Source organism: Pyxidicoccus trucidator (assembly GCF_010894435.1).
Taxonomy (GTDB): domain Bacteria; phylum Myxococcota; class Myxococcia; order Myxococcales; family Myxococcaceae; genus Myxococcus; species Myxococcus trucidator.
This window is the reverse complement of the sequence record NZ_JAAIXZ010000005.1, coordinates 372,421-397,286: the sequence shown is the minus strand read 5'-3', so window position 1 is coordinate 397,286 and position 24,866 is coordinate 372,421. Positions and strand designations below refer to the sequence as shown.

Genomic DNA, 24,866 nt, shown 5'->3' with positions numbered 1-24,866 from the left:
TGTAATCTTCTACAGACTAACGATATCCCTTCTCAAGGCAAACGGAAATCCGACAGAATTCGACGCCTTCGTCGTTTTAACGACGAGGCGAGTGGATATGCCTCACCCCATCCAGGAGGGTGCGAGCGCCCGGACTGAGCGAGCCGGAGGGCCAGAGGGCGACGACTTCCACGGCCTGGGGCTCCTCCTCTCGCAGGGGCCAGGCGCGGATGTCCGGTGGAAAGGGGTGCATCAGGCGCAGGTCCGGGGCGATGGCGCAGGCGTTGAAGGCGCGCAGCAACTCGTAGATGAGGAGGAAGCTCTCCGCGCGGGCCACCTCCACCACCGTCACCCCGTGGGTGGTGAAGCGCGCGCTGTTGGCGCCCCCGTACGGGTCGTCCCGCAGCCAGTCGACGAAGGGCTGGCCCTCCAGCTCCTTCACGTGCAGCGTCCGACGGGAGGCGGCATCGCGGACCAGCGCGTTGTCGGGCCCGGCCAGCACCACGAAGGGCATGCGCAGCAGGGACTCGGACTCCACGCCCTCGTGGGGAGGCAGGGGCGTGAAGTCCAGGGCGAGGTCGAGCTGCCGCGTCTGGACCTGCCGGGTCAGGTCATGCGGCCCGCCGAAGCTCAGCACCAGCTTGAGGCCCTGGGCGGCGGCCTCCCGCGCGACGTTGCCCAGCAGGGACAGGGACAGGGTGGGATTGAGGCCCAGGCGCACCACCGGCTCGGCGCTGGCCAGGTCTCGCAGCCGCTTCATGTCCAGTTGGTGCAGGGGCGTCTGCGTGCCCGCGAAGAGGCGCTCGCCCCGGGCGGTGAGCTGCAGGCGGCGGCCGGGGCCGCGCTCCAGGAGGGAGGCGCCTTCCGCCAGGGCCACCTCCAGGGCGCGGATGTGCTCGCTCACCACCGAGCGCGCCACGCCCAGGTGCTCGGCGGCGGCCTCGATGCTGCCGGCCTCCACGGCGGCGGCGAAGGACTCCAACCAGACGAGGTGTCGTACGAGCTTGCGCGGGGGCATGCGCCCATCCTGGCACCGGGCTTCCCGGGCGACACGGGCTTCCTCCAGCGCGACCCGACCTCGCCGCAACGCGTCTGGCTCCGCGCCCGGGTGGCGGGTAGAAGGCCGCGTCACGCCCCCTGGGTGGAGGAGCGGCCGGGCATTCGTCACTTCTTGAACATCCGCCAGGGGCGGGCTAGCAGGAAGCGCGATGTCTCGATTGCCTCACGCCCCTCCCGCCACGGCAGGGCTCCGCCGCCGGCTGGAAGCGGCCCGGCCGTTCCTGGGCCCCGCCCTGTTGTGGTGCGTGCTGCATGGGCTGCTCTCGCTCGGGTTCTTCGGCAGCTCCCTGCTCTCCGCCGCCGAGCGACTGGCCCCGGCCCTGCGCCCGCTGGTGCTGGCGGGAGGCGTCGTCCAGTCGCTGTTCCTCGGACTCCTCGTCTTCGTGGTGGCGCTGCCGCTGGTGCTGCTCGGCCGCCACTACGTGGTGGGTGTGTCGGTGGTGGTGGCGGTGGGCGTGGCGCTGCTCGGGGTGGACTCACTCGTGCTGTCGTCCCTGGGCTTCCACATCAATGGACTCGTCCTGGCGGTGGCGCTCCAGCCCCGCGCGCTGGCGGAGACGGGCCTCTCTTCCGCGGAGGTCCTGCTCGTCGCGGCGGGGGCGGTGACGCTGCTGGGGCTCGACGTGTGGGCGGGGGTCCTCTTCCTGCGGCGGCGCCACGGCCCGCGCCGGGTGCTTCGCGCCGTGCTGCTGCTGACGGTGCTCTGCGCCGGAGAGCGGCTGATGAGCGCGTACCTCATCTTCTCCCACGGCGGCGCCGTCCAGCACGCCGCCACCACCCTGCCCCTCCAGGCGCCGGTGCGGATGAACACGCTGCTGACGCGCTTCACCGGCCAGACACCCGCCGCCGGGCTGCGCCTGGGCGTGAGTCCCGAGGCCGGAGTCCCCGCGGCGACCATCGACCCGGCCGCCGTGCGCTTCACCCGTCGGCCCGACATCGTCATCATCCTCGCGGAGAGCCTGCGCGATGACTTCTTCCGCCAGGACGTGATGCCGAACCTGTGGCGGCGGGCCGGGGATGGGACGCGCTTCCTGCTCCACCACAGCGCGGCGAGCTCCACCGACTACTCCCTCTTCGGCCTCTTCTTCGGGCTGGAGGCCCAGCGGCGCGACGCGGTGGTGGGCGCCGGGCGTACGCCCCTGCTCTTCCCCGCGCTGCGGCAGAACGGCTATCACCAGGTCTTCTTCGCCGCGTCGTCGGTGGACTGGATGGGCCTGAAGGACACCGTCTTCCGCGACGTGCAGGGCGGCCTCCGCACCGACTACGAAGGCCGCAGCCACCTGCGTGACGAGGCCATGGTGAAGGACGCGCTCGCAGTGGTGGAGACGGCCCCGTCGGACACGCCGCTCTTCCTCTTCCTGTTCTTCGCCGGCACGCACTTCGACTACGACTACCCGCCCCGCTCGGAGGTCTTCTCGCCGGCGTGGGACGGCACGGGCGGCCTTGCCACGACGCGCGTCCCCGGGGAGCACCTCAAGGCCCGCGCATGGAATGCCGCCTACGAGGTGGACACCAAGGTGGAGGCGCTGCTGTCCCGCATCGAGGCCGTCCGGGGCAGGCGGCCGCTCACCCTCTTCACCGGAGACCACGGCGAGGAGTTCCGCGAGTACGGCCGCGTCGGCCACGCCACCGACGTGACGGCGTACCAGCTCCACGTCCCCATGCTCATCTTCGACGAGCGGCTCGCCCCGGGCGAGGTGGACGCCGTCACCGGCCACGTCGACGTGGTGTCGACGCTGTTCGACCTGCTCGGCGACACCCATGACCCGGCGCTGCTGGGCGACGGGATTCCCATGACGCGGCCGGACCCGTCGCGCTACCTGCTCACCACCATCGGCTGGGAGCCCCGCTACGCGCTCATCGGCCAGCACCTCAAGATTCGCTTCGGCGCGGGACTCCCGGGCACGGAGCTCACCGACGTGAGGGACCAGCCGCTGCCCGACGCCCAGGCCCGCTTCGCCGCGGAGGCGCCGCGCATCCTTCGCCGGCTGCGCGGTGGAGCGGAGCACCCCGGCTCCGCGCCGGTGAGCGCACCCGACTCCCGGTCCACGCCCGCGGCGGCAGGCCCCGCCGCGCCGTGAGCCCCGGCGTCAGAACCGGAGCTTCGCGCCCAGGGCCAGCGAGAACAGCCCCGTCTCCACCGTCACGGGGTTCCGGAGGAAGTGGACCAGCCGGTAGTCGGTGGCGACGAGCTCCACGTACCCCTCCAGCAGTCGCAGGCCGAGCGCGGACACCGGCCGCCCCGCGCTTGCGCCCAGCAGCACGGCGGGCCGCAGCCCGGTGCGGAACCAGTAGTACCCGTCGGGATAGCGGTCCGGCAGCCCCACGAAGTACGCGTCGCCGAAGGTGTAGCTGAGCAGCAGTCCCACCGTGAGCGGCCGGAGCGTCCAGCCCCGCCAGTCGAGCCGGAACGGGTGCCACTGCCCCTTGAGCGTGACGGTGAGGAAGTCCTCTCCCGCCACGGCGGGCGGCGCCCAGCCCAGCAGCAAGCCGGCCTCCACCTTGTCGTCGAAGAAGCCCCAGCCCGGCCCCGCGGAGAGGAAGCCGATGGAGCCCGCGAGTTGGAGCGCCGCCTGGTCCGGCACGAACCACGGCCGCTCGTCCTCCGGCGACTCCGCACGGGCCTCCGCCGAGACGAGGAGGAGCGCCAGGAGGAGCCCTCGCAGGTGCCAGGGCGCCGGCATCAAAAGAAGACCTGCTCGACGCGCACCAGGGGTCCATCGACGGTGACCAGCAGGTAGTTGCGGTGGTCGAGCGAGTCCGCGACGAAGTACCGGACGCCCTGCCGCACCTCGCTGCCGAATTGATGGATGTGCGCGTGGAAGGAGACGGAGACACCCTGCTCCGCCTGGAGCTGCTCCAGTGGCCCGGCCAGGGAGGCGTCGAAGTCGCCGTGCCCGGGTGGCACGTGGGAGAAGGTGAAGGTGTGGAAGAGGCCCGGCTCCGGCGCGAGCGCCTCGCGCAGGGCCTCCAGGTCCGGGACGTTGCCCGGGAAGCCATACTCGCGGGAGTTGGAGTCGAAGAGGACGAAGCGGCTGCCCGCGTGCTGGAAGGAGAAGAAGGTCGGCCCGAAGGTCCTCCGGTAGATGTCCGCCCCGGTGCCCAGCACGTCATGGTTGCCGAGCACCGCGAAGGACGGCACCCGCAGCCTGTCGAGGAGCCGGGCCACCCACGCGTACTCCTGCGCGGAGCCGTACTCCGTGAGGTCGCCGACCTGCACCACGAAGTCCACGTCCCGCTGCTCCAGGTCCTCCACGGCGGCGCCCGACTCGTCCAGGAAGAGCTGGATGTCCCCGAGCACCGCGAAGCGCAGCGGGCCGTCTCCGGCCTCGCTTCGCAACCGCTCGAGGGCCCGCGCATGCCGGTCTCCGTCCATCCCGCGAAGCTCGTAGGGGTGGAACTCGAAGACGCCGCAACCCGCGCAGAGCAGCAGCCATGGCACCCAGAAGCGCACGGGCTGCGAGCTAATGACGGTGCCCTCCGCCTTCAACCCGCGGTGCCCACAAGTCGATGAGGCGACACGCTGACGAGGCAGTCGCATCGACTGCCGGACACATACCCCGGGCCTGGGACGCCCTCACCGCCAGGGCCGACAGCGCGGCTCAGGCTCGCTCGCCGGGAGGACCACCCGCCCTCGGCGCCGTCACATCCGGAACTTCACGGCTCGGCCTCCTCGGGAGCGGGAGCCGGAAACGAGCCCCCGCGAGGGAGAAGCGTCATGGAATGGGCAGAGAGGCTCTGGAGGAGCGGACGCTCGCGCGAACGCTCCAGGAGGGACGGAGCTCCATCGCCGAGCGACCCACGGGCGGATGCGGCCTCCAGCGAGGTTCCCCCACGCCTGCTGGCGCGGTGTGTCCGCCGCCTGGACGAATCCACGAGCCAGGTGAAGGGCTACCGCATCCGGCACCCGGGGCTGTCCCGCGCGTATAGCGCCTCCCTGCTCCTGGTGCTGCTCGCCGGAGTGGCGGCCTATCTATTTTGTCTGGGGCCGGCCCAACCCGGGCAGCTCGGCGGCACCTTCCAGCCGGAGCGCTTCCAGGGAACGGGCCAGTTCATCATCAACAACCTCGCCGCGCTGCTCGCCGTCACCCCCAGCCTCCTGGCCTTCGGCTACTACGCGCTGGGCCGCAAGCGCGAGTCCCTGATGCGCCAGGAAAACACCCTGTATTACCTCGAGTTCCGACGGGACTTCGCGAGGTCCCGTTCGGACGGACAGCCGTTCTTCCTGGAGACGGGCTACCGGGACAGCGACTCGCGGACGAACCGCCTCCCCGTGGAAGAGGAGCTGGAGCTCCACCGCCCTCGTCCCCTCGAATACCTGCTGGGCGCGATGCTCCTGTCCGGCCCCTTCCTCGGACTGGCGGCGCTCTCGGACGCGCTCTTCTTCACGCGTGGCTACCTGCCGGGCGTGGAGTTTGGCGACCCCGCGCTGCAGCCGGCCTTCAAGAGAGGCATCGAGGGCATCGTCTTCACGGGCTACGGCGTCTACACCTATACGGTGGTGGTCCTCATCCACCGCATCAACGCCTCCGCGCTGTCCACCGAGTGCCTGATGAGCGCGACACTCCGGGCGACGCTGATGATGGTCATCGGGTTCGCCATCGGTCTGACGGGCATCTTCAGCAGCGAGGACACGATTACGTCAGGCATGGGCCTGTTCGTGTACTTCGTCGTCGGGGCCTTTCCCTCCTGGGGCTATGAGGCCCTGCGCGACAAGGCGCGACATTTCCTGAGGCCGGAGGCCGCCGGCACGAGCAACTACTCCCTGGAGTACGTGGACGGGCTGGACGAACCCACCATCGAACGGCTCGAGGAGATGGGCATCGCCAACATCCAGCACCTGGCCACCGTGGACCCGGTGGAGCTGACCCTCAGGACGCTCTATCCCTTCCACCGGGTCATCGACTGGATTGACCAGGCCATCCTCATCACCTACCTGCGACAGAAAATCGTCCCGGCGCGAGAGCTGGGCATCCGCGGGGCCATTGATATGTGCGCGCTCTATCTCGGCGTCCTCGAGGCCCGGGCCTGTGCACCGAACGGTACACCCAAGGCCGCTGGCAACGACCATGCCCAAGGCCCCGTCTTTCCCGACCCGATGGCGGTGTTCCAGGAGCTGTCCACGCGCGCGGAGCTCGGGCTGCCCGTCCTCTTCCACATCGGCGCGAACCTGTCCGAGGACTTCCATGTCCAGCTCCTCACCAACCTCTGGCACCACCGGGGCGTGAAGACCTCCGCGCTGCGCGGCCGTCTCGTCCAGGCCATCAGCCGGGCCCTGAACCGCTGTGGAGTCCAGCTCGGTGACGCCCTCCACACCGGACAGGCTCCTTCCGGGAAGAGCGCGAAGTGCCTGGGCCAATTCCCCCTCTTCGCCGAGCACTTCGGGACCTACCTGGAGGAAGAGCTGAAGCTGCTCGCCGTCCGGTGGAGCGGCACGCCCCAGGAGCTCCAGCGGCTGAGCCAGTTCGCCGATATCTACGAGGCCATCCTCACGCAGCTCGACGCTCCGCCACGCCCCGGAAGCTCCCCGGAAGCGCCTCCGGAGGCCAGGGCGTGAAGGGCTCCGAGGCGGCCTGCTACGCCGCGGCGGCCTTCCCGCCGTCCCAGTCCTCCACCTCGTAGAGGAACTTCGAGTTGCCCATCAGCTTGCGGTTGGCGGACGTGCTCTGGACGAAGACGGTGTACTTCTCCAGGCTCGCGGGGCGGATGCGCACCGTCTCACCCTCGGGCAGGCCGAGCAGCTCCCGGGCGCGCTCGCCGCTGTAGAGGTCGCCCGTCTTGCGGTCCATCAGCACCACTTCCTTGTGGCCCTGGATGGTCTCCGTCTTGGTGAACTCGTAGAAGCCGCGGCCCGTCTTGAAGCCCAGGCCGTTTTCGTGCACGAAGTCCTTGATGGGCATGGCCTTGTCCACGTCCAGCACCTGGAAGCGGCCCGGCGGCACCGAGCGCAGGTCCGCCTCCCCGTAGATGGACGGCGTCTTGCGCTTGAGCATCGTGCTGAAGATGGCGTTCAGCCCGCGGCTCATGCGGCCTTCCTTCACCACCTCCGCCTCGTAGGCCTGGAGCTGCGTGTCGGACGACTGCTTGTAGCAGACGGCCAGCAGCATGTCGGTGACGTGGGCGAACTGGTCCAGGCTCAGGTGGAAGCCGCCCGACTTCTCCGCCAGCTCCTTGTAGAAGGGCGTCGCATGGCGGCGCGCGAGCGCCTGCACCCCGTACACCGGCACGCCCATCTTCCCCAGCGCGTCCACTTCCTTGCGCCAGTCCAGCTTCTTCGGGTTCTGGTTGGGCGCGTGCGGCACGTCATCGCCAATCAGCACCAGCGCGCGCGTATACCCCGTCGTCCATGAGAGGGATTGGGCCTCGCGCAGCACCAGCTCGTAGCACTCCGGCGCGTCACCGCCGCCCGTCTGCCCCACGCGGTCCACGAAGCGGACGACCGCGTTCTCGTCGTCCGTCAGGTCCAGCACCTTGGTGACATAGGTGGAGCCTGCGTCGCAGTAGTCCCCGTGCGCGATGACGCCGATGCGGATGCCGGGAATCTCCTTCATCAGCCGGGACACGGTGCCGCGCAGCTTCTTCCGCACCTGCGCGAGACACGGATACATGCTGCCCGTGGTGTCGAAGCTGAAGGCGATTTCGACGCGGTTATCAATGACTGACGTGCCCATGTGTATGGCCCCCTCGTGTGTGCCGACGAGGAGAACCATACGTGTCGGGTCTGACATTCGACGGGCGTGGAACCGCCCCCTCAGCGCCGGAGGACGCGATTGTCTCCAAGGGCGTCAATCAGCACGATGACGTCGTTGGAGGCGCGCTCGAAGAGGCCCGGCGTGTAGTTGCGCGAGGTCGCGGTCCAGACGGCGCTCGGAGCGGACCAGGTCTCGAAGTTGACCGTGGTGCTGACGTACCCGACGTGGCAGTTGCGCTGGGGGACTGGGGCGCTCGCGGAGTCGGGCGGCCCCGCCTTGTCCTCGTCGGTGCAGAACGCGACGCCCACGGGCCCGTTGCCCACCCGGATGGCGGAGGGCACGTAGGCGTTGTAGCGCCGTCCCGAGCCCGAATCGACGCGGGAGCGGTAGACGGTGCGGCGCAGCGACTCGTCCCACGTCCTTCCACCGTCCCACGACTGGACGGCGTTGATGACGTTGGCGTGGGCGCCGCCGGTGGCAAAGGGCTCGACGCCCTCGACGACAGCCATGAGGCGGTCTCCCCCGAGCTGTACGACGGTGGGCATGCCCTCGCGGTTCAGCGCACCGGCCCGCTTGTCCCAGGCCACGGCGACGACGCCGTAGGCCGTCCAGGCGCCGGTGGTGCCGCTGCGGCCCTGCATGGCAATCCACTGGTGGCCGGGGTAGCCCCGCTGCGCGGCGAGCGGCTCGGAGTCGTAGTAGACCTGCAGGTCGCCGTTGGCGCGCTGGAAGAGGTACGGCGCGCCCACGAAGCGGCTGACGGGGCCGATGACGGTGCTGTCGTAGACCCAGTGGTCGCCGTCGTTGTCGCTGCGGGTGACGGTGATGCGCCACTGCCCATTGGACAGCTCGCGGAAGGCACAGAAGATGGTGCGCGTCCCGGGGATGGCTCGCATCATCACATCGCCGAACTGCACGGCCGGGTTGTTGGCGACGGAGCCGCGGAGCTGCCAGCTCGCGCCTCCGTTGGCGCTCGTCCAGACGTCGATGCGAGTCCCCGCGCTCACGCCGCCAATCAGGAGGCCATCGGAGCGGCGGGTGATGTGCCGGACCGGAGCGCCCCCGCTCGCCATCAGCGTGCTCCAGCCTCCGGCCGGGAGCTCCGCTTCGTGCTGTGCAAGGGGCGCTTCGCCATCCGCGGCGGGGGCCTCCGGGGCGCACGCGGCGAGTGCTGCCGCGAGGAGGCCCACTGCCAGGAAGTATCGGGAGGGACGGCGAACTGGGGGCTGCTGCGTCAGGTGGGGGAAGGGCATGGCGACCAGCGTGCCGGAAGGTGACCGTCCAACTCAATTCGCAACCTGTAAATCGTGATGGTCAAGACAGACCCGTCCGGACACGACAGCGCGCATTTCCGCCGCCCCACCCGTGAATCGGGGTTCCAGTGGGGCAGAGAAAGCTGAGCCCCCCGTCGCTCGCTTGAGCCTGCGGCGGGCTACTCCCCCACCGAGACGAAGCGGTACCCGTCGCCGGCCTCGACGAGATCCATGTACCGTTGTTGGGAGTGGTGCTGGACGTCCGGGCACAGCCCGGCCACCTGCGCCACGGCCTCTTCCGTCCAGGATGGGGCGGATATCGGAGACACCGCCCTTCGCGCCGTAGTGACGGTTGCCGAACCACACCTCCAGCCGCTCCAGGCTCGGCCACTGCGCCCGGGCAATGGACTTCACCGCGGCCAGTGGCAGCCCGCCCGTCTCCATGACGAACTCGCGCAGTTCCGGCAGTCGAATCTTTCCCAGCACCACGCCGCCACCGCGCAGCCGCAGCGTGCCCAGCCGGGGCAGGACGGCGTACAGCGGCTCGACATTGCCCACCGGCGTCCACGAGATTTCCGTCTCGCCGGGGTACTTGAAGTCTCCGATGAACAAGCTCCGCAGCGAGCGGGAGCCGCCCGCCTCGACGATGGCCTGGATGGCGCCGCCGTAGGAGCTGTCGCTCTCGTAGTTCGGAATGCCCAGGGTCAGCTCCCGCAGGAAGCGGGCGGACGGATGCATCAGCTACGGGGTCGCTCGCCGGCCTTGCCCGGACCCTGCGGGCATGCTGAAACGCCCGGCCCACAGCCCCCGGACGTGGGGCGTGCGGAGGTCCCAGGTGGAGATCGAGAAGCCGTACCTTCTGTTTCTGGGTGACGTGCCGGACCAGCTCGCCGCGAAGACGGCGCATGGCATCGTCGACTGGCGGCCCGACTGGTGTGTCGGCCAGCTCCGCCTGGAGGGCTGCAAGGCGGACTGCGGCCTCCCGGACCTGGACATCGCCCAGGCGAAGGCGAAGGGCGCGAAGACGCTCATCGTCGGAGTGGCCAACGCGGGCGGCGTGCTGCCGGAGCACTGGATTGGCAAGCTGGTGGAGGCACTCGACGCGGGCATGGACATCGCCACCGGCCTGCACAAGCGGCTGAGCGCGTTCCCCGCCATCGCCGCGGCCGCCGCGCGCACGGGCCGCAAGCTGCACGACGTGCGCATCCCCGACATGGACTTCGCCACCGGCAAGGGCACGAAGCGCCCGGGGCTCCGCCTGCTGACGGTGGGGACGGATTGCTCGGTGGGCAAGAAGTACACGGTGCTCGCGCTGGAGAAGGAGATGCGCGCACGCGGCCTCAAGGCGGACTTCCGCGCCACCGGGCAGACGGGCATCTTCATCTCCGGGCGCGGCGTGGCCATCGACGCGGTGGTGTCGGACTTCGTCGCGGGCGCGGCCGAGTGGCTCACCCCCGCCAACGACGCGGACCACTGGGACCTGGTGGAAGGCCAGGGCTCGATCTTCCATCCGTCCTTCGCGGGCGTCACCCTGGGGCTGCTCCACGGCGCGCAGCCGGACGCCTTCGTCGTCTGCCACGAGCCCACGCGCACGAAGATGCGCGGCGTGCAGCATCCCCTCCCCTCCATCCAGGCCGTCATCGACCGGACGATTCTGGAGGGCCAGCTCACCAACCCGGGCATCCAGTGCACCGGCCTGGCCATCAACACCGAGCACCTGGGCGAGCAGGAGGCCCTGGAGCTGCTGGTGAGCACCGGCCGCGAGTACGGGCTGCCCTGCGTGGACCCCATCCGCACCGGTGTCGGCCCCCTCGTGGACGCGCTGGAGCACCACTTCCCCGGCAAGAGCTGAACGTCCATGCGCAAGCTCACCGTCAAGCACGAGAGCTGGCCCATCGCCGGGAGCTTCACCATCTCCCGGGGCTCGAAGACGTCGGCCGAGGTGGTGGTCGTCACGCTGGAGCAGGACGGCGCCGTGGGCCGCGGTGAGTGCGTGCCGTATGCCCGCTACGGCGAGACGCTCGAGGGCGTCATGGCCGCGATGGAGGCGGCGCGGCCGCGCATCGAGGCAGGGCTGGAGCGGGACGGCATCGCGCAGGTGCTGGAGCCCAGGGCCGCGCGCAACGCGCTGGACTGCGCGCTGTGGGACTTGGAAGCCAAGCGGAGCGGCCGGCCCATCTGGCAGCTGCTGGGCATGGAAGAGCCGCAACCGCTCGTCACCGCGTACACGCTGAGCCTCGACACGGCGGAGGCGATGCGCGCGGCCGCGGAGAAGGCCGCGCACCGGCCGCTGCTGAAGGTAAAGCTCGGGCGCGGCGAGGAGGACATCGAGCGGCTGCGGGCCATCCGCGCGGGCGCTCCGCGAAGCCAGCTCATCGTGGACGCCAACGAGGGGTGGAAGCCGGAGGCGCTGCCCGCGCTGTTCGACGCCTGCGCCGAGCTGGGCGTGGTGATGGTGGAGCAGCCCCTGCCCGCCGGGAATGACGGGGCGCTCCAGGGCCTGCGCCGGGCCGTCCCGGTGTGCGCCGACGAGTCCGCGCATGACCGCCATGGGCTGGCGGCGCTCCTGGGGAAGTACGACGCCATCAACATCAAGCTGGACAAGACCGGGGGCCTGACGGAGGCGCTGGCCCTGGCCGACGCCGCGCGGGCGGAGGGGCTCCAGCTCATGGTGGGCTGCATGGTGGCGACGTCGCTGGCCATGGCGCCGGCGATGCTCGTGGCCCGGCACGCCACCGTGGTGGACCTGGACGGGCCGCTGCTGCTCGCCCGGGACAGGGAGCCGGGCATCCGGTTCGAGGGGAGCCGGATGTACTGGCCGCCCCGCGAGCTCTGGGGCTGACGAGGCACCGTCCTCTCCACGTCATGCGGCCGAAGGTGCCGCTTGCCCTGGGACCCGTGGGCGCACAGCATGCGCGGCCATCGTGTCCGCCACCGCCGAGAGCCCCTCCCCGCACCGCACGTACACCGAGCGCCGCGCCTCCGCGCAGGCGGACCTGGCCGCGCTGGACCGCGTGAGCGCCCGCTACGCCAACCTGCGCACCGTCGCCTTCCTGGCGGCGGTCGGCATCGCGGGCTTCATCCTCGCCGGGAGGCTGCCGAAGGTCTGGTGGTGGGGCGCGGCGGGGGCCGTCGGCCTCTACGGCGTGCTCGCCGTGCTGCATCACGGAGTCTTTCGACGCGAAGCCCGGGCGAGGCTGTACGTGCTGCTCAACGAGCGCGGCCTGGCTCGGCTCGGACGCGGCTGGCACGAGTTCACCGAGCGCGGTGAGCGCTTCCTCTCCGGCAGCCACCTGTACACCCCGGATCTGGACGTGTTCGGCCAGGGCAGCCTCTTCCAGCTCATGAACGAGACAGCCACGCGCGCGGGCGAGGAGCGGCTGGCGGCCTGGCTGTCCGGCCCCGCCGCGGCGGCGGAGGTGGAGGCGCGCCAGGGTGCGGCGCGCGAGCTGGCCCCGCGCGTGGACTTCCGGCAGGACCTCTGCGTGGACTCGCGGGTGGTGGCGAAGGAGAAGGCGGAGCCGAGCCTGTTCATCCGCTGGGCGGAGTCGGGGCCGTCGCTGGACGCCATCCGCTGGGCGCGGCCCGTGGCGGTGGTGCTGCCGCTGGTGACGCTGACGCTCTACATCCTGGGCGAGACGGGCGTGCTGCCGGACTCGTCGGTGTGGGCCGGGCTGGCGGCGCAGCTCGCGGTGGCGGTCATCACCCGCCGCACGTTGCAGGCCATGGACCAGAGCGTGGAGGTGGGAGAGCGCGGCTTCGTGCGCTACGCCCCCCTCTTCGAGCGCGTGGAGGGCCAGCGCTTCGAGCATCCCAAGCTGCGCCAGCTCCAAGCCGGCCTGCAGCGGCAGGGCGAGAAGCCCGTGTCGGCACACTTCGCGCGGTTCAGCCGGCTGTTCTCGTTCATCGAGTTCAAGCGGCACCAGTTCCACCCGGTGGTGCACTGGCTCACGCTGTGGGACATCCACGCGCTGTTTGCCCTGGAGCGCTGGCGCAAGGCGCATGGCGCGCAGGTGCGGCAGTGGTTCGAGGCGCTCGCGGAGCTGGAGGCGCTGTCGTGCGTGGCGGGCCTCGCGCACGACCGGCCGGAGTTCGCCTGGCCGGTGCTGGAGGCGCAGGGTCCGCGCGTGGAGGCCACCGCGCTGGGACACCCCCTGCTGGACGCACCGGTGCCCAATGACGTGTCGCTGCCAGGCACACGGCACGGCCTGCTCATCACCGGCTCCAACATGAGCGGCAAGACGACGCTGATGCGTGCGATGGGGGCCAACGTGGTGCTGGCGCTGGCGGGGGCGCCGGTGTGCGCGAAGACGTTCCGCCTGTCGCCGCTCCAGGTGCTCACGAGCATGCGGGTGAAGGACTCGCTGGAGCGCGGTGTGTCGTACTTCTACGCGGAGGTGCAGCGCATCAAGGCGGTGCTGGATGCGGCGGAGGCAGCGAAGGGACAGGCGTTGTTCCTGCTCGATGAAATCCTGCTCGGCACCAACACGCGGGAGCGGCAGATTGCCTCGCGCGAGGTGCTGCGGTTGCTCCTGGGCACGGGCGCGTGCGGCGCGGTGACGACGCATGACTTGTCCCTGGCCGTGCTCGCGGACGACCCAGGCGCGCACGTGGTCAACGTCCACTTCCGGGACCACCTGGAGGACGGGAAGATGGTGTTCGACTACAAGCTGCGGCAGGGCGTGGTGGACACGACCAATGCCTTGCGCGTGCTGAGGCTGGCCGGCGTGCCGGTGGACGACCCCGAGGCTCCGGCGCGGTGAGGAACAACCGCAGGCCCGCTCCAACGACAAACAGCGTACTCCTCCAAAGCGTGGCGTCATTCACGCCCCAGGCGGTGTCATAGAACACCCGCCAAAACAGCGAGGTCCTGACGCCTTACGCCTGTGAATGCATTGCAGAGCCTGAGCACGCGCCCACAGAGGGCTTTGCAATGGCCCTGCGGGGCAACTTCCCCATGCCCACTTCAGACAAGGCATAATTTTCAGACGGAAGCGCACTTGGGCAACAGTTGCGTCTGAGTATTGAAATAGCTAAAAGGTCTAGTTATAAATGAATCAAGGTGCATTCCACCGTGCGCCCGCTCCAATTTGAGCGATTGATGTGAATTGCAGGAGCCTTGGCGCATGGCCATCCGCGGACTTCTGTCCCGCCTTGACGTGGTGGACCCTCATGCGCCCCGACAGTCCAACCCCGTGGAACCAGTCGTTGAGCACCTGAAAATGCTGCTCAACACGCGCAAGGGTCAGGTCGCGTCCAACCCGGACTACGGCATTCCGGACTTCAACGAAGTGGTCCACAGCTTTCCGGCGGCAATCCACCGCCTGCAGGGCTTCATTCAGCAGGCGATCGAGGCATTCGAACCGCGGCTGAACAACGTGATTGTCCTCCACGTGGAAGGTGAAAACGAGCCCTTCGCTCTGCAATTCGAAATCACGGCGCAGCTCGTACACCAGGACTCACAGGGACAGGTGCGCCTGCGCACGCGAGTGGGGACCAATGGGCGGATGGAGTTGAGCTGACGCTCCTCTGCTGGGAAAAGCATGTTCAGCAAGTACTACATGAGTGAGCTCGCCTACCTGCGCGAGATGGGACGGGCGTTTGGCCTATCCAACCCAGGCGTCGCCGGCCATCTCATCGAGGGAGGGGCGGACCCGGATGTGGAGCGCCTTCTGGAGGGCTTTGCCTTTCTCACCGCGCGCATCCGCGAGCGGGTCGAGAATGACATTCCCGAGCTGGTGCATGTGCTGGCGGACCTGCTGCTTCCCCACTACCTGCGCCCACTGCCGGCGTGCACCATCGTCGAGCTGACGCCGCAAGTCAGGGCCCTGCGCGGGCGCACCCGGGTCGTGGCGGGCACGGAACTGGCGGCGCGCCCCATAGACGGCACCTCCTGCACCTTCCGCACCACGGCGGACGTGGATCTGCTTCCCATCACCCTGGAGGACGTGGTGCTGGACCGCTCCTCCGCCACGTCGCCCGTCCTGCACCTGGTCTTCGAGACCACCGAGCAGGGCCGCACGGAGCTCTTCAAGCCCGGCGGCAGCCTGAGGCTGTTCATCCACGCGGAGCTGGTCACCAGCTCGCACATCTTGCTGTGGCTGCTGCGCTACTGCGGCGGGGTACAGCTGCGCGGAGCATCAGGGCGCACGGTACGGCTGGGGCCAGACGCCATCCACCCGGTCGGCTTCGACCGGGACTTCCGCCTGCTCCCCTGGCCCAATGCGCCTGAGGGCTACCGCCAGCTCCAGGAGTACCTCACGCTGCCGGACAAGTTCGTCTTCTTCGAGGTCCGGCACCTGGAAGCCGCCCGGGGCATCATCCAGGAGGACCGGTTCGAGGTGTCCTTCCTGCTGGAGCGTCCACCAGCGACGGAGGCGCGCATCGGCCGGGAGACGTTCCGGCTCCACTGCGCGCCGGCCATCAACCTGTTCCCCGCCTCTGCACACCCCATCCGCCACCGGACACTGGACCGCGAGCACCTGCTGAGGGCCGCAGACCTGCCTGCGGAGCACGCGGAGATCTACTCGGTGGACTCGGTGACGGGCATCCGCACGGGTCGCAACGAGCGGCACCACTACAAGCCCTTCTACGACTTCGCCCATGCAATGGCCGAGGAGGACCGGCAGCGAACCTTCTACCGCCTGCGGCGCGCCCTGTCGCCCGTGCACGAGGGTATCGACACGTGGCTGCAGCTGGACACGGCCCGGGACGTCGCGGCGCCGCTCGGGGAGGAGCTGCTGTCAGTGGAGCTGACGTGCACCAACCGCTCCCTGCCCGCGCGGCTCCAGGTGGGGGACGTCTGCCTGCCCACGCCCTCGTCCCCCATCAACGCCCGCTTCCGCAACATTACCCCCGTGAGCCGCCCCACCCGGCCCCCCCTGGGCACCGAGCTGCATTGGCGCCTGCTGTCGCATCTGGCCGCAAACCAGCAGTCCCTGTCGGACGCCGCGGCGCTACGACGGCTGCTGGACCTCTACAACTTCCATGCGCTGACGGACAACCTGGCGGCGCGTACCAACCGGCTGCGAATCAACGCGCTGCGCTCGGCCCAGGTGCGCGCGGGCACCCGCTTCCTGGACGGGGTGGCCGTGCGCGGCAACCGCACCCTGCTGGAGCTAGATGAGTCCGGCTTCCTGGGCGTGGGAGACGCCTTCCTCTTTGGTTGCATCCTCGACGAGCTGCTCGCCACCAACGTCACGCTCAACGCGTTCCACGAACTGGCCGTCCGCCTCCACCCCTCTCAGACGGAGTACACGTGGACACCGCGCAACGGCGCGAAGATGATCTGCTAGCCGCGACGGCGCAGCAGCTTGCGCCGCAGGCCTCGCAGTTTGGCTTCTTCGAGCTCGTGGCCTACCTGGAGCGGCTGACGCCGGACGCGGTCCGCGTGGGAGACCTCGGGCCGGTGTTGGAGGAGCGCATCCGCTTCCGGCATGATCCGTCGCTGGCCTTCGCGTCGGGAGATGTCAGCGCAGTCACGCTGCGCCAGATGCCCGCCCGGCCGGACGTCCCGGACTCGAAGCGGCCGCTCTTCGAGGTGGTCACCACCTTCCTCGGGCTCACCGGCGCGAGCAGCCCCCTGCCCTCGCAGATGGCCGAGGAGGTGGCGCAGGAGGACCCGGACCACCCCGTCCGCCGCGAGTTCCTGGACCTGTTCCACCACCGGCTGCTGTCACTCTTGTTTCGGGTGCTCTGCCGCTACCGGGTGACGAGCGAGCTGACCTCGGACTGCACGGACGAATGGTCCCGGCGGATGCTGAGCCTCGCGGGCCTGGACACCTACGAGAAGGAGCGGCCGGGCACGCTGCCGCCGTGGCGGCTCTTGCGCATCGCACACCTGCTGGCGTGCCACACGCGCTCGGCGGAGCGGCTGGAGCTGGCACTGACAGACCTTCTGGGCGAGCACCTGGGCGAGGCGCGAGTCACGGTGAACCAGTTCGTGGGGCGGTGGGTGGACATCGACGCGCGCACGCAACTGGGGCGGGCGCACCGCCAGCTCGGCCGCAACTTCCTGCTGGGAAGCAAGGCGGTGGACCGCATGGGGCGCTTCCAGATCGAGATTGGCCCGCTGCCGCCGCGCACGTGGCAACGACTGCTGCCGGAAGGAGACCTCTTCCCGCAGGCGCGCGAGCTGGTGGAGCTCTTCATCCGCGACCCGCTCGAGTACAGCTTCGAGCTGTTCCTGGCAGAAAGCGTGCAGCAGTCCTTCCAGCTGACCAGCAACGAGCCGCGCCGGCTCGGCCGCGACACGTGGATTGGCACGAACCGGCGCATGCACGTGAGTGTTCCCGGCTCTTCGTGAGCCCCTCCCCTCTCCTTCGAGGTCCGTCACCATGGTTGCAAGGTCCTCATTCCTGAGCAGCACGGCGGTGTTCCGGTTCGAGGTGACCGGCTGCGCGGCGGAGCTGCGGGTCACGCGCTTCTCCGGGCAGGAGGCGCTGTCCGGCCTCTTCGAATTCCACCTGGAGCTGGCCAGCACGAGCCCGGCGCTGGACTTCGACAGCATCGTCGGCAAGCCGGCGCTGCTGACGGTGCTGGGAGACAAGGGGCCCCGGAGCGTGCACGGCATGGTGTGCCGCTTCGAGCAGGTACAGGCACTCCCCCGCTACACCCTGTATCGGGCCACGCTGGTGCCGCAGGTCTGGCGGCTGAGGCACCGGCAGGACTGCCGCATCTTCCAGGGGATGACGACGCCGGACATCCTCAAGAAGGTGCTGGCGGCGGCGGGCATCGCGGGCGACCAGTACCGGGTGGCACTGAGCGGCAGCTACGAGCCGCGGGACTACTGCGTGCAGTACCGCGAGTCCGACTGGGCCTTCATGAGCCGGCTCATGGAGGAGGACGGCATCTTCTACTTCTTCGAGCACTCGCCGGACGGGCACGTGCTGGTGATGGGAGATGCCGCAAGCGCCTTCAAGGCGATTCCAGCCGAGCTGATTCCCTTCCGGCACAGCACGGGGATGGTGACGGACGGGGACCACGTGGAGCGCTTCCGCTTCACGGAGGAGGTGCAGCCGGGGCAGGTGGCGCTGCGCGACTTCAACTTCAAGCGTCCGAACATGCCCATGGAGGTGAAGGGCACGGGGGCGAAGGACGCGGACCTGGAGGTGTACGACTACCCGGGCGAGTACCAGCTGCCGGGCCGGGGCTCGCCGGCCAAGGGCGCGACGCTGGCACAGGTGCGGATGGAGGAGTGGCAGGCGCTACGGGTGGAGGGGCACGGAGAGAGCGACTGCGAGCGCTTCGTGCCTGGAGGAATGTTCACGCTGACGGGCCATGCGCGGAAGCTCTTCAATCGCCGCCATCTCCTGACAGGGGTGGCGCATGAGGGCTACCAACCGCAGGTGCTGGAGGAGGAGTCTGGGGTTGGCGGGCAGCTGAGCTACTCCAACCACTTCTCGTGCCTGCCGGAGGACGTACCGTACCGGCCGGCGCGGGTGACGCCGAAGCCGGTGGTGCGAGGTATCCAGACGGCCATCGTGGTGGGGCCCTCGGGCGAGGAGATCTACACGGACGAGTTCGGCCGGGTGAAGGTCCAGTTCCACTGGGACCGCGAGGGCAAGCGTGACGAGAAGAGTTCCTGCTGGGTCCGGGTCAGCCAGCCCTGGGGCGGCGAGGCCTGGGGCGGCATGTTCATCCCGCGCATCGGCCAGGAAGTGGTGGTGGATTTCATCGAAGGAGACCCGGACCGGCCACTGATTACGGGGCGTGTGTACAACGGAATCAACCCCACGCCCTACCCGCTCCCTGACGAGAAGACCAAGAGCACCTTGCGCACCAATACCTCGCCCGGGGGCCAGGGCTTCAACGAGCTGCGCTTCGAGGACAAGAAGGGTGCCGAGCAGGTGTTCATCCACTCCCAGCGCAACATGGACGTGCACGTCAAACACGACTCCATGGAGAACATCCTCAACGACCGTCATCAGACCATCGGCGGCGAGGGAAGCAATGGGAAGGTCGGAGACCAGAACGAGCTGGTCTTCCGGGACAAGAACCTCAAGGTGCACCGCCACAGCCAGGAGCACATCGGCGGAGACCTGAAGCTGCTGGTGGGTGGCATTGATGGACCGGGCAACCAGGACGTCCACATCCAGGCCAGCCGCAAGGAGAAGGTGGACGCGGACAGCCACCTGTCGGTGGGGGGCAAGCGCAACGAGCAGGTGGGGGACACCTGGTCCATCACCGTGGGCAAGGACGTGCAGCTCAAGGTGGGCAGCAACCACGCGCTGGAAGCCGGCAAGGAGATTCACCTGAGCGCCCCCAAAGTGGTCATCGAGGCGTCGCAGGGCCTGACCTTGAAGGTGGGAGGCAACTTCATCACCATCGACGCGGCGAGCATCTCCGTGATGGGGACGGTGGTGAACCTCAACAGCGGAGGAGCGCCGCTCAACGGCAGTGGCGTGAACGCAGCCGCGCCAGAGACACCGGCGGATGCGCAACCCACGGCGCCCACGCCGGCCGACAGTGGGCGCCAGTAAGCCAGCCCCGTCCCCCAGGAGCGGATGATGGTGAGCAAGAACGCGGTGGAGCGGCGGCTGGATTTGCTACACGACCAGTGGACGGAGTTTGCCCAGCTTCCCGAGGCGCGCCTGCTGCGCTGGGTGGTGGAGCCGGACGAGGTGCGGATGGTGGAGGCCTTCCTCCACAAGGAGGGAGATGAGCGGCTCGGGGAGTGTCCGGACCTCTTTCTCCGCCTGGAGGAGCCCTTCGATGAGCCGGCACGGTACGGGTACGCGCTGCGCGAGGCCCTGGTGCGGCTGGCGGAGGAGAGCCGCGCGGACCTCGACGACGCAGGGCTTCCAGGCTGGACGTGCCCGCCGGTGCAGGCCAGTGGAACGGACGTGGACGCCTTCCTGGCCGCGTGCGACTCGCTGCGGGCCCACTCCGAGAGCCTGTGCGAGCACCTGGCGGTGGTGCTGATGCCAGCGCGCGGAACGGACGCAGGCGCGTGGCTGAAGTGGCTGGAGGACGCGGTGCGGAAGGCCGCGTCGGCGCACGTCCGCCTGGTGGTGCTGGACGACGCGAGGACACTGGGGCTGGAGCCGCTGGCCGAGGTCTGGCCCGAGCGGGTGGTGACGATACCGGCGAAGCTGGCCATGGGGCGGGCCCTGGAGGAGCTGTCTCAGGAGGCCGGGCACCTGGACACACCGGGAGGGAAGTTCCGGGAGCTCTTCGTCCGCATGGGGAACGCGGCGACGAAGGGCGACGTGGGACAGGTGGAGCGGCTGGGGGCCCAGGCGGTGGCCGTGGTCGCCGGGCAAGGTCTGTACGCGTTGGTGGTCGCGGCGCGCTTCGTGATGGGCGGCGCCCTGCTGGGGGCTGGAAGGCCGAAGGAGGCGCTCGAGCACTACCGCCAGGCGGAGGCAGCAGCCGAAGAGTCGGCGGCGAAGGGCGAGCCACAAGGCGCACAGCTGCGGTTGAGGTCGCGCCTGGCTCAGGGAGCCGCCTGGGTCACGGCGCAGGAGCATTCCCAGGCGGCGACGCTGTACGAGGAGACGGCGCCCCTGGCGCGCCAGTTGGAGGACGCCCGCCTGGAGCTGGAGTGCTGGCGCATGGCCAGCTGGTGCCGCGAGGTGACGAAGGAGGTGGAGCGGGCCTGGGAGCACGGCCAGCGCGCGTGGGAGGTGGGCCGGGCCATGGCTGCCACGACGCGGGAGACCTCGACGCTGCCCTATGTGGGGGAGGCGCTGGTGCGACTGAGCCACGAGAGACAGGGGGCACGCGCCGCGGAGGCGATGGAGTCGGAGGTGCGGTCGGTCCTGGGAGATGACTGGCGTCCGGAGACTCCGGCCGCGGGAGGTCAGGCAGCATGATGCCCGCGGTGAAGCATCTCGACCCGGTGCTGGGAGTGGACATCCACTTCATCATCACTCCGCCCGGCCCGGTGGTGCCCATTCCCCACCCGCATATTGGAATCGTGTTCGACCCGTTCGACTACCTGCCCATCATCGGTGCCACGGTGAAGGTGAACGGGCTGCCGCGAGCGCAAGCGGGCACGGGCGGTCGCACGCTGCCTCCGCACTTTCCCATTGGAGGGGTCTTCGCCAAGCCTCCAGGGAATGAGAACGAGACGTTCATGGGCAGCTCCACCGTGGTGGTGGATGAAGAGCCCTTCACCTACATGCTGCTGCCGGTGCTGAGCTGCCAGGACATCGGCATGCCGTCGCCGCCGCGCAAGAAGGGGCCGGGAGCGAAGACGCTGCAGCTGCCCACCTCCATCGCGCTCTCCATCCCCGCGGGGCCGCCCGTCATCGTGGGAGGCCCCCCCACCATCTCCCTGTCGGTCATGGCGGGGAAGCTGGCGATGGGAGTCCTGGGCAAGGGACTCAAGAAGCTCCGCAAGGCGCAGAAGGCCAGCCGGAGGATGAAGGCCCTGTCCCAGCGCCTGCACCGCAAGGCGGCCCGGGTGATGAACAAGCTGGGCCTGGGCAAGCGCGCCCGCGACTGGACCCACAAAAAGCTCTGCTCCATGACGGGGCACCCGGTGGACGTGGTGACGGGACGGGTGGTGACGGAGGCGACGGACTGGGAGCTGCCGGGGCCCATTCCGTTGCGGTTCACGCGTCACTACTCCTCCAGCCTGGGGTGGCGGGACACGGCCGTGGGGTACGGGTGGAGCCACTCGCTGGACCTCGCTGTCTGGGAGGAGCCCGGGCGCGTGGTGTACCGGGCGGAGGACGGGAGGGAGCTTGAGTTCAACACCGCGAGCCTTCCCAGGCAGCGGATGCCGGTGCAGACGGAGCTGTATGACCCGGTGAACCGGCTGACGCTGCGACGGGAGGCGGAGCAGCGCTGGGAGGTGGAGTCGGCGGAAGGCCTCACTCATGAGCTGCGGGGCGTTCCCGGGGAGCGGCAGGCCGGCGTGTGCCGGGTGGTACGCACGCGCAACCGGGTGGGCCACTCGGTGGAGTACGAGTACGACGGGCAAGGGCACCTGCGGTGGGTGCGGGACAGCGCGGGCCGGCGGGTGCTCTTCGAGTGCGACGCGGCGGGACACCTGCTCCGGGTGGCACTGCCGCATCCGCGCGAGCCGGGACAGGTGACACACAACCGCTACGTGTACTCGGAGTCAGGGCACCTGCTGGAGGCGCAGGACGCCCTGGGCCAAGCCACGCGCTACGCCTACGAAGGTGGCGTGCTGGTCCGGGAGACGGACAGGACGGGGCTGTCCTTCCACTTCGAGTACGACGGCCAGGGACCGGATGCCTGGTGCGTGCGCACTTGGGGGGACGGGGACATCTTCAATCACCGACTGCGCTACGACAGGAAGGCCGGCGTCACCGAGGTGACGGACTCGCTGGGCCACACCACCACGTACGCGTCGGACGGGCGCGGCGTGGTGGTGAGGGAGGTGGACGCGCTGGGCGGGGAGAAGCGCAAGGAGTACGACGAGGCGCTGCGGCTGGTGGCGGAGACGGACGCACTGGGCCTCGCCACCTTCTACGAGTACGACGCGCGCGGCAACCGCACGAAGGTGGTGGGTCCGGACGGGGCCTCAGTGGTGCTGCGCTACAACGGCCACAACCTGCCCGAGGAGGCCACTGATGCGAACGGTGGCGTCTGGCGTTGGCGTTACGACGTACGGGGACAGTTACTGGAGGAAACCAACCCCCTGAAGGAGGCGCGGCGCTACGAATACGAGGGCGGCCTGCTGGCGGCGGAGGTGGGTGCGGGCGGCGAGCGGACGGAGTACGCGTACGACGCGCAGTGCAACCCCATCCGTGTGCGCTTTCCTACCGGGGCGCAGGTGCGCCTGGAGCATGACAGGCGAGGCCGGAGAACCTCCCTGCGAGACGCGCGCGGTGGAACGGAGCGGGTGCAATACGACCTGCTGAACAGGCCCGTGCGAGTCGAGGGGCCCGGCCGCGACACCTGGGAGAGCCGCTATGACGCGGAGGGCAATCTCCTGGAGGTGAAGGGGCCACTGCGGCAGGTGCGCATGGGTTATGCGGGCTTCCACTGGCCTGCCTTCCGCGAAGAGGCGGGCACCCGACTGGGCATGACCCACGACGCCGAGGGCCGCCTGGTGGAAGTGAAGAACGAGGCGGGCGAGGTGTATCGCTATACGCGGGATGAGCTGGGCCGCGTCGCGAGCGAGGAGGGCTTCGACGGGGCCACGTGGCATTACGTGTACGACGCGGCGGGCCGGATTTCGAAGGCCACCCAGCCCAGCGGACGGACTCGGCACTTCTCCTACGACGAGGCCGGGCGGCTGACACGGGTGGACTACGGCGACGGGACCTTCCGCGCCTTCCGCTACCGGCCGGACGGAGCGCTGCTGGAGGCGGAGAACGAGTCAGGCAAGGTGGCGCTGGAGCGGGACGCGCTGGGACGGGTGGTGTCGGAGAAGCAGGCGGATGGCGAGGTGACGTCACGCTACTCGTCGGCCGGTCACCGGGTGGAGGTGGAGAGCACCCTGGGGGCCCACCAGAAGCTGCTGCGGGATGCACTGGGCGCGGTCAGTGGCGTGACGTACAGCTCGCCGGGCCGGGCGGAGTGGACCGTCCGGATGGAGCGGGACGCGGGCGGGCTGGAGGTGACGCGGTGGATGCCCGGCGGTGTGGTCGCCGCCTGGAAGCACGACGAGGCCGGCCTTCCCACCGAGAGACGGACTCTCGTTGGTGGGAGGAAGGAAGCTCAACGCACGTGGCGCTGGCGCCCCGAGGGGCAGCTGGCGGCCATGTCGGACACGGCGCACGACCGAGCCACCGAGTACTTCCACGACATCCGGGGACGGCTGGTGGGGGAGCGAAGGCCGGACGGCAGCCTCCAGCACCGCGCCATGGACGCGGTGGGCAACCTCTACCGCACCCGAGAGCGGCAAGACAGGCGCTATGGACCGGGCGGGCGGCTGCTGGAGGCGGACGGTACCCGTTACGAATATGACGCCGACGGCAACCTGACGGAGAAGCAGACGGCCCAGGGAACCTGGCGCTATGGATGGAACGGGGCGGGCCTGCTGCACGAGGTGCAACGGCCGGATGGCCAGCGTGTGCTCCTGGGCTATGACGCGCTGGACAGACGCACCCAGAAGGTGGTGCTGGGCGCGGAAGGAGCAGGCCCCGTGGCCGCCTCCAAGCGCGAGGTGCGCTTCGTGTGGGACGGGCACGTGCCCCTGCACGAGGTGGCTTCAGCTGAGGGAGTCACGACGTGGTTGTTCGAGCCGGACAGCTTCTCCCCGATGGCGCGGGAGGACGCGACTGGGCGCTACTCGGTGGTGACGGACCACCTGGGTGCGCCAACCGAGATGTACGACGAACTGGGTCAGCTCGCCTGGCGGATGCAGTTGGATGCCTTCGGGGTGGGAAGGTCCGACGTCGCCGTTCGTCACTGCCCCTGGCGCTGGCCTGGCCAGTACGAGGATGAGGAGACGGGCCTCCTCTACAATCGCTTCCGCTACTACGACGCAGAGGCTGGGCGCTACATCAGCCAGGACCCGCTAGGGCTGGCGGCAGGGCCTCGTCTTTACGGCTACCCCGAAGATCCACTCTCTGCCACCGATCCCTTGGGGCTGAGCAAATGTGGTGATGCCGCGAAGGGTGCGCTACAAGCCTTCGGTGGGCTTTCTCGGGCGGGCGAGTTCGGCCTGAAGTCCTACGGGCAACTCGGCAAGGCGATCAAGGGGACCGGTCTCCAGGCGCATCACCTGCTCGAGAAGCGCTTTGCGAAGGTTATGAACGAAAAAGCGCGTCAGATGGTGTCTGTTGCGGTTACGCCGACGGAACACCAAGTATTCACGAATGCGTGGCGGGCGCTGATTCCCTACGGAACAAAGGGAACAGGCGCAGCGAATCCTGAGATGGTTAGGGATGCCGCGCGGCAAATATACTCATCGTACCCCGGGATATTGAAGGCGCTGGGCCTATGAAAGTTGTTCATC

17 protein-coding genes are annotated in these 24,866 nt (G+C 69.3%); 11 read left to right on the top strand and 6 right to left on the bottom strand.

From position 1 onward, the window contains the following. Nucleotides 1-76: 76 nt before the first annotated feature. The gene (locus G4D85_RS17535) at nt 77-997 is read right to left on the bottom strand and encodes a LysR family transcriptional regulator (protein ID WP_164013340.1); all 921 of its coding nucleotides are present in this window, start codon (nt 995-997) and stop codon (nt 77-79) included. A 190-nt stretch (nt 998-1,187) separates the two neighbouring features. Between G4D85_RS17535 and G4D85_RS17530 the strand changes: the two genes are divergently transcribed. Next, a complete protein-coding gene (locus G4D85_RS17530) occupies nt 1,188-3,119 on the top strand; it encodes a sulfatase-like hydrolase/transferase (RefSeq protein WP_164013338.1) in 1,932 nt (643 codons plus the stop codon). Nucleotides 3,120-3,128: 9 nt separating this feature from the next. Here G4D85_RS17530 and G4D85_RS17525 read toward each other — a convergent pair whose 3' ends face one another. Together G4D85_RS17525 and G4D85_RS17520 are read right to left on the bottom strand one after the other, a co-directional pair. Next, a complete protein-coding gene (locus G4D85_RS17525; RefSeq protein WP_164013336.1) occupies nt 3,129-3,722 on the bottom strand; it encodes a hypothetical protein in 594 nt (197 codons plus the stop codon). Continuing rightward, entirely contained in the window at nt 3,722-4,579 is an 858-nt protein-coding gene (locus tag G4D85_RS17520; protein WP_240359338.1) for a metallophosphoesterase family protein, read from the bottom strand. Before G4D85_RS17520 ends, G4D85_RS17525 begins: the two co-directional genes overlap by 1 nt. A gap of 342 nt (nt 4,580-4,921) precedes the next feature. Between G4D85_RS17520 and G4D85_RS17515 the strand changes: the two genes are divergently transcribed. Further along, nucleotides 4,922-6,595 carry a hypothetical protein gene (locus G4D85_RS17515; protein ID WP_164013332.1) on the top strand — a complete coding sequence of 558 codons (1,674 nt, stop codon included), beginning with the start codon at nt 4,922-4,924 and terminating at the stop codon, nt 6,593-6,595. A 19-nt stretch (nt 6,596-6,614) separates the two neighbouring features. Here the strand turns inward: G4D85_RS17515 and G4D85_RS17510 are convergent, their stop codons facing one another. The 3 genes from G4D85_RS17510 to G4D85_RS17500 all read right to left on the bottom strand — a co-directional run bounded on the left by G4D85_RS17510 (nt 6,615) and on the right by G4D85_RS17500 (nt 9,721). Then, nucleotides 6,615-7,709: a vWA domain-containing protein gene (locus G4D85_RS17510; protein ID WP_240359337.1), complete on the bottom strand. Its 1,095-nt coding sequence runs from the start codon at nt 7,707-7,709 to the stop codon at nt 6,615-6,617. Nucleotides 7,710-7,789: 80 nt separating this feature from the next. Beyond that, entirely contained in the window at nt 7,790-8,803 is a 1,014-nt protein-coding gene (locus G4D85_RS17505) for a sialidase family protein (protein WP_240359336.1), read from the bottom strand. 213 nt (nt 8,804-9,016) lie between these two features. Then, a complete protein-coding gene (locus tag G4D85_RS17500) occupies nt 9,017-9,721 on the bottom strand; it encodes a hypothetical protein (RefSeq protein WP_164013328.1) in 705 nt (234 codons plus the stop codon). A gap of 97 nt (nt 9,722-9,818) precedes the next feature. Here G4D85_RS17500 and dgcN point away from each other — a divergent pair, with 97 nt between their 5' ends. From dgcN to G4D85_RS17455, 9 genes are all read left to right on the top strand, one after another. Beyond that, complete coding sequence (gene dgcN, locus G4D85_RS17495; RefSeq protein ID WP_164013636.1) at nt 9,819-10,835, top strand: N-acetyltransferase DgcN; 1,017 nt, start codon at nt 9,819-9,821, stop codon at nt 10,833-10,835. Nucleotides 10,836-10,841: 6 nt separating this feature from the next. Next, on the top strand, nt 10,842-11,825 hold the full coding sequence (gene dgcA, locus G4D85_RS17490) for an N-acetyl-D-Glu racemase DgcA (protein ID WP_164013326.1): 984 nt from the start codon (nt 10,842-10,844) through the stop codon (nt 11,823-11,825). 82 nt (nt 11,826-11,907) lie between these two features. Continuing rightward, complete coding sequence (locus tag G4D85_RS17485; protein ID WP_164013323.1) at nt 11,908-13,746, top strand: MutS-related protein; 1,839 nt, start codon at nt 11,908-11,910, stop codon at nt 13,744-13,746. Between the two features lie 363 nt (nt 13,747-14,109). After that, nucleotides 14,110-14,505 (top strand): type VI secretion system baseplate subunit TssE, encoded by a 396-nt coding sequence (gene tssE / locus G4D85_RS17480; protein WP_164013321.1) that lies wholly within the window; start codon nt 14,110-14,112, stop codon nt 14,503-14,505. Nucleotides 14,506-14,526: 21 nt separating this feature from the next. Further along, on the top strand, nt 14,527-16,278 hold the full coding sequence (gene tssF, locus G4D85_RS17475) for a type VI secretion system baseplate subunit TssF (protein ID WP_164013319.1): 1,752 nt from the start codon (nt 14,527-14,529) through the stop codon (nt 16,276-16,278). Beyond that, nucleotides 16,242-17,288 (top strand): type VI secretion system baseplate subunit TssG, encoded by a 1,047-nt coding sequence (gene tssG / locus G4D85_RS17470; RefSeq protein WP_240359335.1) that lies wholly within the window; start codon nt 16,242-16,244, stop codon nt 17,286-17,288. Before tssF ends, tssG begins: the two co-directional genes overlap by 37 nt. 31 nt (nt 17,289-17,319) lie before the next feature. Next, the gene (locus tag G4D85_RS17465) at nt 17,320-19,464 is read left to right on the top strand and encodes a type VI secretion system Vgr family protein (RefSeq protein ID WP_164013317.1); all 2,145 of its coding nucleotides are present in this window, start codon (nt 17,320-17,322) and stop codon (nt 19,462-19,464) included. Nucleotides 19,465-19,491: 27 nt separating this feature from the next. Then, nucleotides 19,492-20,799: a hypothetical protein gene (locus G4D85_RS17460; protein ID WP_164013632.1), complete on the top strand. Its 1,308-nt coding sequence runs from the start codon at nt 19,492-19,494 to the stop codon at nt 20,797-20,799. Then, nucleotides 20,796-24,854: a DUF6531 domain-containing protein gene (locus G4D85_RS17455; RefSeq protein ID WP_240359334.1), complete on the top strand. Its 4,059-nt coding sequence runs from the start codon at nt 20,796-20,798 to the stop codon at nt 24,852-24,854. The genes G4D85_RS17460 and G4D85_RS17455 overlap by 4 nt, the downstream gene beginning before the upstream one ends. Nucleotides 24,855-24,866 lie beyond the last annotated feature (12 nt).

Bases quoted from the DNA above. Each gene is read 5' to 3' on its own strand.
- G4D85_RS17535 (WP_164013340.1), bottom strand. From the start codon at position 997: ATGCCCCCGCGCAAGCTCGTACGACACCTCGTCTGGTTGGAGTCCTTC.
- G4D85_RS17530 (WP_164013338.1), top strand. From the start codon at position 1,188: ATGTCTCGATTGCCTCACGCCCCTCCCGCCACGGCAGGGCTCCGCCGC.
- G4D85_RS17525 (WP_164013336.1), bottom strand. From the start codon at position 3,722: ATGCCGGCGCCCTGGCACCTGCGAGGGCTCCTCCTGGCGCTCCTCCTC.
- G4D85_RS17520 (WP_240359338.1), bottom strand. From the start codon at position 4,579: ATGCGACTGCCTCGTCAGCGTGTCGCCTCATCGACTTGTGGGCACCGC.
- G4D85_RS17510 (WP_240359337.1), bottom strand. From the start codon at position 7,709: ATGGGCACGTCAGTCATTGATAACCGCGTCGAAATCGCCTTCAGCTTC.
- G4D85_RS17505 (WP_240359336.1), bottom strand. From the start codon at position 8,803: ATGGCGAGCGGGGGCGCTCCGGTCCGGCACATCACCCGCCGCTCCGAT.
- G4D85_RS17500 (WP_164013328.1), bottom strand. From the start codon at position 9,721: ATGCATCCGTCCGCCCGCTTCCTGCGGGAGCTGACCCTGGGCATTCCG.
- dgcA (WP_164013326.1), top strand. From the start codon at position 10,842: ATGCGCAAGCTCACCGTCAAGCACGAGAGCTGGCCCATCGCCGGGAGC.
- tssE (WP_164013321.1), top strand. From the start codon at position 14,110: ATGGCCATCCGCGGACTTCTGTCCCGCCTTGACGTGGTGGACCCTCAT.
- tssF (WP_164013319.1), top strand. From the start codon at position 14,527: ATGTTCAGCAAGTACTACATGAGTGAGCTCGCCTACCTGCGCGAGATG.
- G4D85_RS17465 (WP_164013317.1), top strand. From the start codon at position 17,320: ATGGTTGCAAGGTCCTCATTCCTGAGCAGCACGGCGGTGTTCCGGTTC.
- G4D85_RS17460 (WP_164013632.1), top strand. From the start codon at position 19,492: ATGGTGAGCAAGAACGCGGTGGAGCGGCGGCTGGATTTGCTACACGAC.
- G4D85_RS17455 (WP_240359334.1), top strand. From the start codon at position 20,796: ATGATGCCCGCGGTGAAGCATCTCGACCCGGTGCTGGGAGTGGACATC.